The 13,816-nt window shown below is 72.1% G+C and carries 12 protein-coding genes; 6 read left to right on the top strand and 6 right to left on the bottom strand.

Annotated elements, in window-relative coordinates:
• Nucleotides 1-72 precede the first annotated feature (72 nt).
• Both ACFYX0_RS27915 and ACFYX0_RS27910 read right to left on the bottom strand, forming a co-directional pair.
• A complete protein-coding gene (locus ACFYX0_RS27915; RefSeq protein ID WP_388974087.1) occupies nt 73-1,677 on the bottom strand; it encodes a methylmalonyl-CoA mutase in 1,605 nt (534 codons plus the stop codon).
• Nucleotides 1,674-2,675: a beta-ketoacyl-ACP synthase III gene (locus ACFYX0_RS27910; protein WP_388974085.1), complete on the bottom strand. Its 1,002-nt coding sequence runs from the start codon at nt 2,673-2,675 to the stop codon at nt 1,674-1,676. Before ACFYX0_RS27910 ends, ACFYX0_RS27915 begins: the two co-directional genes overlap by 4 nt.
• Before the next feature lie 296 nt (nt 2,676-2,971).
• On the opposite strand from ACFYX0_RS27910, the gene ACFYX0_RS27905 reads away from it, so the two are divergent.
• The 4 genes from ACFYX0_RS27905 to ACFYX0_RS27890 are packed head-to-tail and all read left to right on the top strand — an operon-like array spanning nt 2,972 to nt 7,315.
• Nucleotides 2,972-3,442: a DUF1772 domain-containing protein gene (locus tag ACFYX0_RS27905; RefSeq protein WP_311691490.1), complete on the top strand. Its 471-nt coding sequence runs from the start codon at nt 2,972-2,974 to the stop codon at nt 3,440-3,442.
• An 18-nt stretch (nt 3,443-3,460) separates the two neighbouring features.
• On the top strand, nt 3,461-5,224 hold the full coding sequence (gene leuA, locus ACFYX0_RS27900; protein ID WP_388974083.1) for a 2-isopropylmalate synthase: 1,764 nt from the start codon (nt 3,461-3,463) through the stop codon (nt 5,222-5,224).
• Nucleotides 5,221-6,318 carry a pyruvate dehydrogenase (acetyl-transferring) E1 component subunit alpha gene (gene pdhA / locus ACFYX0_RS27895; protein ID WP_388974081.1) on the top strand — a complete coding sequence of 366 codons (1,098 nt, stop codon included), beginning with the start codon at nt 5,221-5,223 and terminating at the stop codon, nt 6,316-6,318. The genes leuA and pdhA overlap by 4 nt, the downstream gene beginning before the upstream one ends.
• A gap of 19 nt (nt 6,319-6,337) precedes the next feature.
• Nucleotides 6,338-7,315, top strand: coding sequence for an alpha-ketoacid dehydrogenase subunit beta (locus ACFYX0_RS27890; RefSeq protein WP_388974079.1), 978 nt, complete (start codon nt 6,338-6,340; stop codon nt 7,313-7,315).
• 80 nt (nt 7,316-7,395) lie between these two features.
• Here ACFYX0_RS27890 and ACFYX0_RS27885 read toward each other — a convergent pair whose 3' ends face one another.
• The 3 genes from ACFYX0_RS27885 to asnB form a co-directional block, all read right to left on the bottom strand.
• Entirely contained in the window at nt 7,396-8,187 is a 792-nt protein-coding gene (locus ACFYX0_RS27885; protein ID WP_388974077.1) for a hemerythrin domain-containing protein, read from the bottom strand.
• Between the two features lie 157 nt (nt 8,188-8,344).
• Nucleotides 8,345-9,745, bottom strand: a complete 1,401-nt coding sequence (gene glnT, locus ACFYX0_RS27880; RefSeq protein WP_355908042.1) for a type III glutamate--ammonia ligase — start codon at nt 9,743-9,745, stop codon at nt 8,345-8,347.
• Entirely contained in the window at nt 9,745-11,616 is a 1,872-nt protein-coding gene (gene asnB, locus ACFYX0_RS27875) for an asparagine synthase (glutamine-hydrolyzing) (RefSeq protein WP_388974076.1), read from the bottom strand. The genes glnT and asnB overlap by 1 nt, the downstream gene beginning before the upstream one ends.
• A gap of 238 nt (nt 11,617-11,854) precedes the next feature.
• Between asnB and ACFYX0_RS27870 the strand changes: the two genes are divergently transcribed.
• Complete coding sequence (locus ACFYX0_RS27870) at nt 11,855-12,211, top strand: DUF779 domain-containing protein (protein ID WP_355908292.1); 357 nt, start codon at nt 11,855-11,857, stop codon at nt 12,209-12,211.
• Nucleotides 12,212-12,286: 75 nt separating this feature from the next.
• Entirely contained in the window at nt 12,287-13,516 is a 1,230-nt protein-coding gene (locus ACFYX0_RS27865) for a phosphodiester glycosidase family protein (protein ID WP_388974074.1), read from the top strand.
• Between the two features lie 44 nt (nt 13,517-13,560).
• Here ACFYX0_RS27865 and ACFYX0_RS27860 read toward each other — a convergent pair whose 3' ends face one another.
• Nucleotides 13,561-13,755 carry a hypothetical protein gene (locus ACFYX0_RS27860; RefSeq protein ID WP_355908050.1) on the bottom strand — a complete coding sequence of 65 codons (195 nt, stop codon included), beginning with the start codon at nt 13,753-13,755 and terminating at the stop codon, nt 13,561-13,563.
• Between the last annotated feature and the right edge of the window lie 61 nt (nt 13,756-13,816).

The raw sequence follows: 13,816 nt of genomic DNA, 5'->3' as shown, positions 1-13,816 counted from the left end.
CGAAGACAACGGCGGTTCGGGACGGGGGCGGTTCGGAGACTGCGGGCGGCGGACGGCCGCCGCCCGGTGCGGTCAGATGAGCGGCTGCCGCCAGCCGCCGTGGAGGACGCGGAAGACCTCCGAGCACTCCCCGAGCGTCGCCCCGGCCCGTACGGCGTCCAGCAGGGGCGGCATGGTGTTGCGGTCCGAGGAAGCCGCGGCGCGGAGCTCGTCCAGCGCCGCCCTGACCCGCGCCCCGTCCCGGCCGGCGCGCAGCCGGCGCAGCTTGTCCTGCTGCGGCTCCAGGGTCGCGGGCACCCGGAACGGGTCGATGTGCACCGGCTCGTCGGAGCGGAAGCGGTTGACGCCGACCACCGTGTGGGTGCCGTCGTCGATCGCGAGCTGGCGGTCGTAGGCGTTGGCGAGCAGGTGCTTGTGCACCCAGCCCTGTTCCACGGCGGCCACCAGACCGCCCAACGCGTCGATCCGCTCGAGCAGTTCGCACACCCGCTCCTCGACCGCGTCCGTGAGGCTCTCCACGTAGTGGCTGCCCGCGAGCGGGTCCGCCGTGCGGTCGACTCCGGTCTCGTGGCGCAGGATGTGCTGGGTGTGCAGGGCGGTCAGCGCCGCGCTCTCCGAAGGGATGGACAGGGCCTCGTCGTAGGCGCTGACGTGCAGCGACTGGGCGCCGCCGAGCACGGCCGCGAGCGCGTGGTACGCGGCGCGGGTCACGTTGTTCAGGGGCTGCTGCGCGGTGAGCGCGGACCCGGCGGTCTGCACGTGATAGCGCAGCATCCGGCTGCGGGGCTCCCGGGCGCCGAGACGCTCGGCGAACACCCTGGCGTAGACGCGCCGCGCCGCACGGTACTTGGCGATCTCCTCGAAGAAGTCGTTGTCCGCGCTGAAGAACGCGGTCAGCCGGGTCGCGAAGGAGTCCACGGGATGGCCGCGGCGGACCATCTCCTCCGCGGTGGCGACCGCGTGCGCCACGACGAGCGCGGCCTCCTGCACGGCGTCGGCGCCGGCCTCGCGGTAGTTGTAGCCGGTGTAGCTGATCGCGTTCCAGCGGGGCACATGCTCCAGGCAGTACTCGACGACGTCGGTGGACAGCCGGAAGGCGAAGGCGGGCTCCAGCACGCTCGGCGCGGTCAGGACCACCGTCTCCATCATGAAGTCGTTCTGCAGGGTGCCGGCAAGAGCCTCCGGCCGGTAGCCGCGGCGTTCGGCGGCCACCAGGTACATGGCCAGGGCCACACCAGCGGCGACCGGGTGGGAGACCACGATCGACACGCTCACCCGGTCCAGCGGGATCCCGGCGTAGAGCGTGAGCATGTCCTCCACGCTGTCGACGGCGACCCCGCCCTGGCCGGCGTCTGCCCGGGCCAGGGGCGCGTCGCTGTCGTAGCCGCGGTTGGTGGGGAAGTCGAAGACGGTGTTGACGGCCGTGGCCCCGTGCTCCAGGAGCAGCCGCAGCCGCCGGTTGGTGTCCTCCGGTGTGCCGAACCCGGCCAGCTGGCGCACGGCCCACGGCCGCTCGCGGTACATCAGCGGGCGTACCCCGCGGGTGAACGGCGGCTCGCCCGGCGGCTCGGGGGTACGCACCGGATGACGCTCGGGGGTGTACACGGCATCCACGGGGATCCCCGCGTCGGTGGTGGCACCGGCCACGGCATCCGTGTGTTGCGGGCGTCCGCTCATGGCAGCCGCACCACTTGGGCCGCGTAGGTGAGGCCCGCGCCGAAGCCGATGAGCAGCGCGAGGTCCCCGCTCGCGGCCTGGCCGCTGGTCAGCATGTGCTCCATGGCAAGCGGAATGGACGCCGAACTGGTGTTGCCGGTGGTGACGATGTCGTCCGCCACCACGACATGGGCGGGCAGCGCCAGTTCCTTGGCGAGGACCTCGGTGATGCGCATGTTGGCCTGGTGCGGGATGAAGGCGGCGAGGTCGTCGGCCGTCACCCCGGCCGCGCTCATCGCCTCGCGGGCGGTGTTCGCCATCTCGTCGACCGCCCAGCGGAAGACGCGCCGTCCGTCCATCCTCATCACCGGCGGCGGGCCCGCGACGTCATGCCGGTAGTCGCCCCAGGAACGGGTCATGACCACGGCCTCCAGCTGATCGCCGTCCGCTCCCCAGACCACCGGCCCGATCCCGGGTTCCTCGGACGGTCCGACGACCGCGGCGCCGGCCCCGTCGGCGAGCAGAAAGGCGATCTGCCGGTCCGTCGGGTCCACCAGGTCCGTCAGCCGCTCGACCCCGACCACGAGGACATGGTCGGCCTCCCCGCCGCGGATCATCGCCGAGGCGGTGCCGACCGCGTAACAGAAGCCGGCGCAGGCCGCGTTCAGGTCGAACGCGCCCGCCCGGCGCGCACCCACCCGGTGGGCGACGTCCACCGCGACGGAGGGCAGCGAGACCAGGTTGGTCGTGGTGGCCACGATGACACAGCCGATGTCCAGCGGATCGAGTCCCGCCGCGGCGATGGCCTTCTCGGCCGCCGCGGCACCCATCACGGCGTGGGTCTCCTCGCGCGTGGCGAAGTGGCGGCGCCGTATCCCCGACCTGGTCTCGATCCACTCCTCGCTGGAGTCGATGGACCGGCAGATCTCACCGTTGTCCACGACCCGCTGCGGTCGGTAGCCCCCGACCCCGATGATGCGGCCGAAGCGTGGCTCCTGGCGGCAACTGGCTCGCAACACGCTCTTTCCTCTCCCTCGGGAACGTCGGCCCCGTCCGGCGCGGACCCGGCCCGGGCCTGCCGCGGTCCGGGCCGCCCGCGGACGGCGACCGTGCGGCGATGGTCTCCAAGGCGGCTCTACGGGACATCGAGCGCGTCTGAAGGAAGCGCAGGTACGGCCCCCGGACGCGAAGGCGGCCGGACAGTGGGCCGGGCCGGGCGTTCAGGCGGGTCCTAGAGGCCCACCAGCGGGCGTTGCCAGGGTGGCTGGCGCTTGCCGCACCCAGGAGACGAAAGACGCGTAGGAGGCGATAGACGTTGAGCACCTTCTTCACCCATGGACTGAGCGTGCTGGTGCTGCTGGGCAGCGGCATCGTCTCCGGGGTCTTCTTCGCCGTGGCCGTCAGCGTCATCCCGATGGCCATGGACCTGCCCGTCGACCGCTATGTGGAAGTGCACAAACTGCTCGGCCGCAACTACGACCCGATGATGCCGATCATCGTGATCACCTCGATCCTCGGCGACTGGGTGCTGGCCGTGCTGGTGGACCGGGCCTGGATCCAGGTGCTGTTCGCGCTGTCCGGGGTGCTGCTGCTCGGGGTCTCCGTGATCTCCCGGGCGTGCAACGTCCCCATCAACCGCCAGGTCGCCCTCGTCGACGCCGGCACCATCCCGGCGGGCTGGCAGGACCCCCGGCCGCTGTGGCGCGGCTGGCACCACCTGCGGACGGCGCTGGCGCTCCTGGGGCTGGCCCTGAACGCGATCGCGGTGGCCTGGGTGGCCGTGTGACCTCGAAGGAGCACTGACATGACCGACCGACAGCGGCCCGGTCCCCTGCCGGCCCACCGCTACCGGCCGCCCACGACGGTAGAGCTTCCGGACCGCAGCTGGCCGTCGCGCACGGCCCGTACCGCGCCGCGCTGGCTCTCCACGGACCTGCGCGACGGCAACCAGGCACTGATCGACCCGATGGGCCTGACCCGCAAGCGCCGGATGTTCGACCTGCTGGTGGCGATGGGCTACAAGGAGATCGAGGTCGGCTTCCCGGCCGCGAGCCGCGCCGACTTCGACTTCGTGCGCTCCCTGGTGAAGGACGCGGCCATCCCCGAGGACGTGACCGTCTCCGTCCTCACCCAGGCCCGCGAGGAGCTGATCGCCCGCACGCTGGAGTCGGTGGCCGGGGCGCACCGGGCGACCGTGCACCTGTACAACGCGACCTCCCCGCTGTTCCGGCAGGTCGTCTTCGGCACCGACCGGGCCGGCTGCACCGGGATCGCCGTGGAGGGCACCCGGCACGTGATGGCGTACGCGGACAAGATCCTCGGCGCCGAGACCGAGCTGGGCTTCGAGTACTCGCCGGAGCTGTTCACCGACACCGAACCAGACTTCGCGCTGGAGATCTGCGAGGCGGTGATGGACGTCTGGCAGCCGGGTCCCGGCCGGGAGGTCATCCTCAATCTGCCCGCGACCGTCGAGCGCGCCACCCCGAACCTCTACGCCGACCAGGTCGAGTGGATGAGCCGTCATCTCTCCCGGCGCGCGTGGGTGTGCCTGTCGGTGCACCCGCACAACGACCGGGGCACCGCCGTCGCCGCGGCGGAGCTGGCGGTGCTGGCCGGCGCGGACCGGGTGGAGGGCTGTCTGTTCGGACAGGGCGAACGCACCGGGAACGTGGACCTGGTGACCCTGGGGCTGAACCTCTTCAGCCATGGGATCGACCCGCGGATCGACTTCTCCCGGATCGACGAGATCCGCCGGGTCGCCGAGGAATGCACCCAGCTGCCGGTGCCGCCGCGCCATCCGTACGCGGGCGACCTCGTCTACACGTCGTTCTCCGGCTCGCACCAGGACGCCATCGCCAAGGGGTTCGCGGCAATGGAACGCACGGCCGCGACGACCGGCACACCGGTGGAGCGGCTGCCGTGGGCCGTGCCCTATCTGCCGATCGACCCGCGGGACGTGGGCCGCAGCTACGAGGCGGTCATCCGGGTCAACAGCCAGTCCGGCAAGGGCGGGGTGGCGCATGTGCTGCGCGCCGAGCACCGCCTCAGGCTGCCGCGGCGGATGCAGATCGAGTTCTCCCGGGTGATCCAGTCGCACACCGACACGGCGGGTGGCGAGGTCACCCCGGCCGAGATCTGGGCGGCCTTCACCGCCGAGTATCTGCCGGGGCGCGATCCGGGCGCCTCGGGGCTGGAACTGCTCGCCCACCATCTGCTCACCGAACCGGACGGCCGGGTGACACTCACCGTCCGGGTTCGTCTCGCCGGTGCCGTACGGGAGTTGACGGGCACGGGCACCGGTCCCGTCGACGCCTTCGCCCGTGCTCTGGCCGGGGCCGGGCTGCCGCTGCGGGTCCTGGACTACGCCGAGCACGCGCTGGCGCCCGGCGGTGACGCGCGTGCCGCCGCGTATGTGGAGTGCGTGGCGGACGGGCGCACGGCGTGGGGGGTGGGGATCGACGCCGACCTGGTGCGTGCCTCGCTCGCCGCCATGGTCAGCGCGGCCCGCCGCGTCCACCGGGTGAGCGCCCCGACCGGGTCCGCTCCCAGCCGAAAGGACGGAACATGATCACAACGGGCTTGCCCGGACCGGCGGACGAGCCGCCTCCGGTACGGCTCCTGGACCCCGAGGGCCGCAGGGTCGAGGACCCCCGGTGGCCCCTCGATCTGTCCCCCGAGGAGGAGCGGTCGCTGTACCGGGACATGGTGCTCGTGCGGCGGTTCGACGCGGAGGCGACCACCCTGCAGCGACAGGGCGAACTCGGCCTGTGGGCCTCCCTGCTCGGGCAGGAGGCGGCCCAGATCGGCGCGGGCCGGGCCCTGGACCTGCGGGACTTCGTCTTCTCCAGTTACCGGGAGCACGGCGTCGCCTGGTGCCGGGGCGTGGACCCGGTGGGGATGCTCGGCTTCTGGCGGGGCACCGCCCACGGCTGCTGGGACCCGCACCAGGCGGGCATGGCCAACTACCAGGTGGTGGTGGGCGGACACGCCCCGCACGGCGTCGGCTATGCGATGGGCATGCAGCGGGACGGGGCGGACGGTGCGGTCCTGGTGTGCTTCGGCGACGGCGCGACCAGCCAGGGCGACGTGAACGAGGCCTTCACCTTCGCCTCGGTCTACGGCGCCCCCGTGGTCTTCTACTGCCAGAACAACCAGTGGGCGATCTCCGAACCCCTGGAGCGGCAGACCCGGGTGCCCCTGTACCGGCGGGCCCTGGGCTTCGGCTTCCCCGGGATCCGGGTCGACGGCAACGATGTCCTGGCCTGCCTGGCGGTGGGCCGGGGCGCGCTGGAGCACGCCCGCTCCGGGGCGGGACCGGTGCTGGTCGAGGCGGTCACCTACCGGATGGCCCCGCACACCACGTCCGACGACGCGACGCGCTATCGCTCGGGCGAGGAGCTGGAGGACTGGGCGGCCCAGGACCCCCTGGTCCGGATGCGGGCGTATCTGGAGACCACCGGACGGGCCGACGCCGGTTTCTTCAAGGAGGTCGACGAGGAGGCCGGGGCCCTGGCGGTACGGGTGCGCGGCGGCTGCCGGGCGATGCCGGACCCGCCCGCGACGGCGATCTTCGACCATGTCTACGCCGGCCCGCACACGCTCCTCGACGCCCAGCGCGAGGAGTTCACCGCCTTCCAGGCCCAGTTCGAGGACGCATCCTGACCGAGCGGAGGACCCCGGCATGACAGCGACGACCCTGGCCCAGGCGCTCAACCTGGGCCTGCGCAAGGCACTCGAGGGCGACCGGAAGGTCCTCGTGATGGGTGAGGACGTGGGACGGCTCGGCGGTGTCTTCCGGATCACCGACGGACTGCACAAGGACTTCGGGGAGGACCGCGTCGTCGACACCCCGCTCGCCGAGTCGGGCATCGTCGGTACCGCGGTGGGTCTGGCCTTCCGGGGCTACCGGCCGGTCTGCGAGATCCAGTTCGACGGGTTCTCCTATCCCGCGTTCGACCAGATCGTCTCCCAGCTCGCCAAGATCCGCACCCGGACGCGCGGACGGGTGGCGATGCCGGTGGTCGTGCGGATCCCCTACGGCGGGGGCATCGGCGCGGTGGAGCACCACAGCGAGTCCCCCGAGGCGTACTTCGCGCACACCGCGGGTCTGAGGGTGGTCTCACCGGCGAGTCCGGCCGACGCGTACTGGATGATCCAGCAGTCCGTCGCCTGCGACGACCCGGTGATCTTCCTGGAGCCCAAGCGCCGCTACTGGGACCGGGAGGAGTTCGACCCGGCGGCCGGTGCCCTGCTGCCGCTGCACACGGCACGGGTGGCTCGGCCGGGCCGTGACGTCACCCTCGTCGGCTACGGACCCACCGTGCGCGTCTGTCTGGACGCGGCGACGGCCGCCGCCCAGGAGGGGCACAGCGCGGAGGTGATCGATCTGCGCTCGCTCTCCCCGCTGGACACGGACACGGTCGCCGCGTCGGTGGTGCGGACGGGCCGGCTGGTCGTGGTGCACGAGGCGCCGGGCTTCCTCGGCCCGGGCGCGGAGCTCGCCGCGTCGATCGGCGAGCGCTGCTTCTACGCCCTCCAGGCACCGACGCTCCGGGTTACGGGGTACGACACCCCGTACCCGCCGTCGCGTCTGGAGGGGGCCTACCTTCCGGAGCTGGAACGGGTGGTGGACGCGGTCCACCGCTCCCTGGCGTACTGAGCCCCGGGCGCCGCCGTCGTCCACGACGCGGGCCGGCCCGTCCTGTTGTGACGGCCCGGCCCGCGTTCTCGTGACCGGGGTCAGGGTGCCTCAGGTGCCAGATCGGCGGGCACGTCGCGCCAGACCTCGGCGACGAGCCGGTGGTAGTCGGTGCGCCAGCCACCGAGGGCGGCGCCCATCTGCTCCTGGAACTTCGGGGGGAGCGCGGCGAGCACCGCGTCGGTCACGGCCGGGTCCAGGGCCTCGTCCGTCCAGGCCGAGATCAGCCAGGTCGGCGGCCGGTACGCGCCGCCGTCACCGTCCTGCGCGCCGCCCGGGCCCTGGGGTCCACCGCCCGGGCCCTGAGGTCCGCCGCCGGGGCCGCCGCCCTGGCCACGGCCCCCGCCGCCGCCCTGGCCGCCGGCGATCTCCTCCGGCCGGACCCGGTCCACCAGGACCGGCACGATGTGCTTCTCCTCCAGCGCGAGATGCCGGTCGAGATGCGCGCGCAGACGCTCGGTCGCGGCCCGGGCCGCCTCGATCGCACCGGCCTCCGGCAGCCGCTCCATCTGCCGGGTGATCTCCTCGAGTTCGCGGTCGAGGTCCGCGTGGTCCTTCTCCAACTCGACCATGACCGGCGCGAGTTCGCCGGCGCGCGAGGTGACCAGCGGGAAGAGGCTGTCGTCCTCGTTCTCGCTGTGGTCGGCGAGCGCCCAGTGGTAGAGCTTCCAGTGTCCGGCCAGGCGCTGCGCCTGCTCGGCGTCGTGCGGGTTCAGGGCGGCCAGGGCGTGGAGAAAGCGGACGGCGTCGCGTCGTAACGCGTGGTGGATCATGAGGAAGGAGGTCGCCGCGGTGATCTTCCCCTCGGCGTCCAGCTGGAACCCTTCGGACATGCGTGACTCCTTGCGGTGGTCGGGGCCGTTCAGGGGCCGGCGCGGACAGGCGGCCGGCTGCACGCGTCGCGGCCCCGGCCCCGCGCGGGAGGCGCGGGACCGGGGCGCACAGGACGGTTCGGATGACCGGGAAGGCGTACGGACGACCGGTGTGCCGTCAGAACGCGGTGAGGTACCGCTCGATCTCCCAGTCCCCGACCCGCCGGTGGTACGTGTCGAACTCGCTCTGCTTCAACTGGGCGTAGTAGTCGACGAATTCGCCGCCCGACACCTTACCGAAGGCCTCCCTGAGAACAGGGTCGGCGCTGACGGCGGCGGCCGCGTCGGCCAGGGTCGCGGGGAGCGCGGAGTGCGCGGGAGCGCCGCCCCGGCCCCCGTCGCGCTCCAGGTTCGCCTCGTTGGGCGCCCCCGGGTCCATCCCGTGGTCGATACCGTCCAGACCGGCCGCGAGCAGCGCGGTCATGGCCAGATAGGGGTTGGCGGCGGAGTCGACGCACCGTGCCTCCACCCGGCCCGGCGCCGGCACCCGGAGCATCTGGGTGCGGTTGTTCCCGCCGTACGTCGCCCAGGTCGGCGCCCAGCTGGAACCGGAGGCGGTCGCGTCGCGCGCCGCCAGCCGCTTGTAGGAGTTGACCGTGGGGCAGCCGAAGCCGACGACCCCGGGCGCGTGCGCGAGCACCCCGCCGATGAACGAGTACCCGAGGTCGGACATCCCGAGGCCCCGGGCGTCGTTGGAGCCGCGGAAGAGCTCGGTGCCCGAGGCGCGGTCCCACAGGCTCATGTGCAGATGCAGTCCGCTGCCGGTGAGATGGCCGAAGGGCTTCGGCATGAAGGTCGCGAGCAGCCCCGCCTCGCGGGCCAGCATCTGCACCAGATAGCGAAAGAGGATCACACGGTCGGCGGTGACGAGCGCGTCCGCGTACGCGAAGTCGTGCTCGAACTGCCCGTTCGCGTCCTCGTGGTCGTTGGAGTAGTTGCCCCAGCCGAGCGCGGTCAGGGCCCGGCTGACGGCCGCGACATGGTCGAGGGAGCGGCCGAGTCCGCGGGCGTCGTAGCACGGCAGTTCCGCGGTGTCCTCGTCGTCGGCGACCGCGATGCCCCCGCCGGGGGTGCGCCGGACGAGGAAGTACTCCGGCTCGGCGCCGACCTTGAACTGCATGCCCCGGTCAGCGAGCGCGGCGAGTCCCCGCCGCAGGATCACCCGCGGGGCGTACGGCCAGGGGGCGCCGCCGACGTGCGGGTCGCACATGACTGCGGCCAGGCCGGTGCGCCAGGGCAGCACGGTGTACGTGGACACGTCCGGGACGGCGACCAGGTCGGGGTCCGCCGGGGACTGGCCGATGGCGCCGACGGCGTGGCCCGCGAAGCCGAGGCCCTCCTCGAGCAGTTCGGGGACGGCCGCGGCGGGGACGAGTTTGCAGCAGGGCTTGCCGTCGATGTTGACGAACATGGCGAGGACGAACTCGATGTCGTCGCGGACGACGGCGTGCAGGAAGTCCTCGGCGCTCTCGGGCGGTTCGGGCAGCCGGGGCACGAGGGGGTGTCCGTATCCGAACATCAGAGGTTCACCTGCACTCGGTAGTGCCCCAGCCACATGTTGAGGCTCAGAAGCATCTCGATGTCCAGCCGGCAGATCCACGCCCATACCCCGGGGCGGCCCGCGACCTGCTGGGGGTCGGCGGCGACGGCGCGCGCGGCCGGGAGGTTGACGAACGGCCGCACGGGGGCGTTCGGGTCGGCGAGCACATCGCGCAGCTGACGGCAGAGTTCGGTGAGGTAGCCGAGGTCCTGGGTGACCGGGTAGGGGCTCTTCTGCCGGTCGAGAACGGACGCCGGGACCAGGTCCTTGGCGATCGAGCGCAGCAGGCTCTTCTCACGGCCGTCGTGGTTCTTCATCGCCCAGGGGGTGTTGAAGACGTAGTCGACGAACTCGTGGTCGCAGTACGGAACCCGCATCTCCAGGGCCGGGCCCATGCCGAGCCGGTCGCTGCGGTCCAGGAGCACGCCCAGCCAGCGCGTCAGATGCAGATGGATGACCTCCCGCATCCGCCGCTCATGGGCGTCCTCGCCGGGCAGCACGGGGACGTCCGCGAGGGCCTCGCGATAGCGCTGGGCCACATAGCCGCGCAGGTCGAGCTTCTGGAGCAGGCCCGGATCGAGCAGCCCGAGGCCGAGACCGGGGTGGGTGGGCTCGAAGACGTGCATGATGGCCATCCACGGGAAGGTCTCGGCCGAGACCACCTGCTCGTTGTGCACCCACGAGAAGCCGCCGAAGACCTCGTCCGCGGTCTCACCGGACAGGACCATGGTGGCCTTCTCGCGCACTGCCTTGGACAGCAGATAGGCGGAGGCGTCCATGTCGCCGAACATCGTCGGCATGTCCTGGGTGACGATGGTGGCGAGCCGGACCTCGGGGGCGGCGAGTTCGGCGGCGGGCAGCGCGATCTCCTCGTGCAGGGCGCCGACGTGCCGGGCCATCTCGGCCGCGTACGGGGCGTCCGAGGTGCCGCGCATCTCGTCGGCGCGGAAGCCGTCCGCGCCGGTCAGGGTGAGGGAGAAGGTCCGCAGCCGCGGCTCGTCGTGCGCGGCGACCCAGCGGGCGGCGAGCGCGGTCAGCACACTGGAGTCGAGTCCGCCGGAGAGCAGGATGCCGCGCGGTACGTCGGCGACGAGCTGCCGGGCGACGACGGCCTCCAGCCGCTCGCGGATCTGCGCGACGGTGGTGGGCAGGTCGTCGGTGTGGGGACGGGCGGTCAGCTCCCAGTAGCGGTGCTCGCTGACTCCCCTGCGGCTGAAGCGGAGCACGCTGCCGGGGAGCACCTCGCGGATGTCGGCGTAGATCGAGGTGCCCGGGGACTTGGTCTGGGCGAGCAGCTCGCGCAGCCCGTCGCCGTCCACCACGGTGGCGACGTCGGGGTGGGAGAGCAGCGCCTTGGCCTCGGAACCGAAGACGATGCCGGTGGGCGTCAGCTTGTACAGCAGCGGCTTGATGCCCATCTGGTCGCGGATCAGCACGAGTTCCTCGCTCCGGGCGTCCCAGACGCCGAAGGCGAACATGCCGTTGAAGTGCTCCCCGCACCTCTCGCCCCACTCCAGATACCCGCGGATCACCACCTCGGTGTCGCAGCGGGTGCGGAACCGGTGGCCGCGTGCCTCCAGTTCGGTGCGCAGCTCACGGAAGTTGTAGATCTCCCCGTTGTAGGTGACGGCGGCGAGCAGTCGTCCGTCCTCCTCCACGACCATGGGTTGGCCCCCGCCGGGGATGTCGATGACCGCGTTGCGGGTGTGTCCGAAGCCCGCATGGGCACTCACCCAGACGCCGTCCCCGTCGGGCCCTCGGCAGGCCAGGGTGTCCGTCATGGCTCGTACGACCGGCCGCTCGGCGGAAATCTCGCGCTCGAAGTCGGCCCATCCGGCGATTCCGCACATGCCTTCTGGCTCCTTCCGACGGCGCCCGCCCCAGTGGCGGGCGTGACCATCACCGCAACCCGCCCCATGGTGGTGGCGACCGTTCGAGGCGATCTGGTGTCCCGGTAGGCGTCGCGGCAGGGGCGCGTCACGGCCCTGGTAGGCGCGCTTCCCCGGGCGCGCCACCTCGTGCGCAACGGGTGTCACCATGTGCGCAACGTCGTTGCAACGTGTCCTGTGCTGGACTGTGCGGGTGACCATGGACATGATCCCGCGCGTGGAGCTGACCCCCGCGGCCGCCGAACTGGTGCGCCGGCTGCGGGAGACCCACGGCCCGCTGATGTTCCACCAGTCCGGCGGGTGCTGTGACGGCAGCGCGCCGATGTGCTACCCCAAGGGCGAGTTCCGCACCGGCGACTCGGACGTCCTGCTCGCGGAGCTGGAGGTCGACGGGTTCGACGAGCCGGTCGGATTCTGGATGTCGAGGAAGCAGTACGAAGTGTGGAGCCACACCCGGCTGATCGTCGACGTCGTGGCCGGCCGGGGCAGCGGCTTCTCCTTGGAAGCACCCGAAGGAGTGCGTTTTCTCATCCGTTCTCGCGTCGTAGACGTCTGATACACCCCACGGGACACCACCGTCTGCTGCACTTCCCTGAGTCCTGCGCACGTTGACGAGACATCAGGGGGAACGATGAGGCCTCGCGACAGACGGCTCAGAACGGTTCTGACAACTCTCGTGGCATGGAGCGCACTGGCCGGTGCGGCCTTCGTGGGGGCGGCGCCGGCCACTGGTGCGCAGAGCACCCGGACGGTCGCTCCCGGCATCCGGTACAGCCAGTTCGACATCCCCGCGGCCTACGGGACGGCCCACGCGCATCTGGTCACCGTCGACCTGCGGGATCCCCATGTCCGGGTCGATCTGCTCTATCCGGGCGCCGTCGCCGCCCGGGCCACCGTCTCGCGGCTCGCCGGCCCGCACGGGGCGGTCGCGGGGATCAACGGCGACTTCTTCGACATCACCGAGACCCAGCACCCGGGGGTGGAGGCGACCGGCTCCAGCGACGGCCCGGCGATCGCGGGCGGGCACGAGCTCAAGGCCGCCGTACCGAACGGGCAGCGCTTCGGGCCCGCCCTCCCGCCGGGTGCCGACACCCAGGACGTGCTCGGAGTGGGCACCGACCGCAGGGCCCGGCTGGACCGGCTGTCCCTGAGCGGCTCGGTGCGCACACCCTACGGGCGGCTGACCCTGCTCGGGCTGAACCAGTACGCGCTGCCGGTGGGGTCCATCGGGGCGTACACCTCGGACTGGGGCACGGCCTCACGGATGCGGGCGGTCTGCGGCACCGACACCGACCGGGCCGCACCGTGCAGCACCGACACCTACGAGGTGACGGTCAGAAAGGGCCGGGTCGTCGCGACCGCCGCCCGGCCCGGTGGCGGTCCCGTCGCCGCCGGCACCACCGTGCTGGTCGGCCGTGAGGCGGGCGCCCGGCATCTGCGCACGCTGTACAGGGGCGAGGCGATCCAGGTGCGACAGCGGCTGGTGGCGGCCTCGTCCGGGATCCCGTACCGCTTCGCCATCGGCGGCTTCCCGCTCCTGCGGGGCGGTGTGCCGTCGGCCGGCCTCGACGACAGGACGTCCGCCGTGCGCACGGCGGTGGGCATCGAGGACGGCGGCCGGCGCCTGCTGCTTCTCGCGCTGGACGGCGCGGCCGCCTACCGCCACGGTCTCACCCTCGCCGAACTCGCCGCCACGCTACGGCGGCTGGGCGCCACCGACGGCTTCAACCTCGACGGCGGCGGCTCCACGACGCTGGTCACCCGGCTGGAGGGCGAGAGCGCGGTGACCGTGCGCAACCACCCCAGCGGAGGCGTCGAGCGCGCGGTGGCCAACGGGATCGGGGTCTTCTCCGCCTCCTGACGTCCGGCTCAGGACTGTCGCCCCTGACGGTCGCTCTCCGACGGTCAGGGGTGCAGGCCGCTGACGATCTGCGCCGTCTCCGAGAGGCCCTGGTGAAGCGTCGGCGCCATGCTGGAACTCGCCAGGAAGAAGCCCAGCAGTATGCAGATCAGCGCATGGGAGATCTTCAGCGCACCGTTGCGGATGTAGATCACCGCAATGATCAGGAGCAACAGCACCACAGAGATGGAAACGGCCATCGTCACCCTCCTTCGCCACGCCCATGACGCGGCTTTCGGCCGCAAGTGTGGCGTAGCGAAG

The sequence above is a fragment of the Streptomyces sp. NPDC002573 genome, from assembly GCF_042889625.1.
Taxonomy (GTDB): domain Bacteria; phylum Actinomycetota; class Actinomycetes; order Streptomycetales; family Streptomycetaceae; genus Streptomyces; species Streptomyces gibsoniae.
This window is presented reverse-complemented; position numbering and strand designations above follow the sequence as displayed.

Bases quoted from the DNA above. Each gene is read 5' to 3' on its own strand.
- ACFYX0_RS27915 (WP_388974087.1), bottom strand. From the start codon at position 1,677: ATGAGCGGACGCCCGCAACACACGGATGCCGTGGCCGGTGCCACCACC.
- leuA (WP_388974083.1), top strand. From the start codon at position 3,461: ATGACCGACCGACAGCGGCCCGGTCCCCTGCCGGCCCACCGCTACCGG.
- pdhA (WP_388974081.1), top strand. From the start codon at position 5,221: ATGATCACAACGGGCTTGCCCGGACCGGCGGACGAGCCGCCTCCGGTA.
- ACFYX0_RS27890 (WP_388974079.1), top strand. From the start codon at position 6,338: ATGACAGCGACGACCCTGGCCCAGGCGCTCAACCTGGGCCTGCGCAAG.
- ACFYX0_RS27885 (WP_388974077.1), bottom strand. From the start codon at position 8,187: ATGTCCGAAGGGTTCCAGCTGGACGCCGAGGGGAAGATCACCGCGGCG.
- glnT (WP_355908042.1), bottom strand. From the start codon at position 9,745: ATGTTCGGATACGGACACCCCCTCGTGCCCCGGCTGCCCGAACCGCCC.
- asnB (WP_388974076.1), bottom strand. From the start codon at position 11,616: ATGTGCGGAATCGCCGGATGGGCCGACTTCGAGCGCGAGATTTCCGCC.
- ACFYX0_RS27870 (WP_355908292.1), top strand. From the start codon at position 11,855: ATGGACATGATCCCGCGCGTGGAGCTGACCCCCGCGGCCGCCGAACTG.
- ACFYX0_RS27865 (WP_388974074.1), top strand. From the start codon at position 12,287: ATGAGGCCTCGCGACAGACGGCTCAGAACGGTTCTGACAACTCTCGTG.
- ACFYX0_RS27860 (WP_355908050.1), bottom strand. From the start codon at position 13,755: ATGGCCGTTTCCATCTCTGTGGTGCTGTTGCTCCTGATCATTGCGGTG.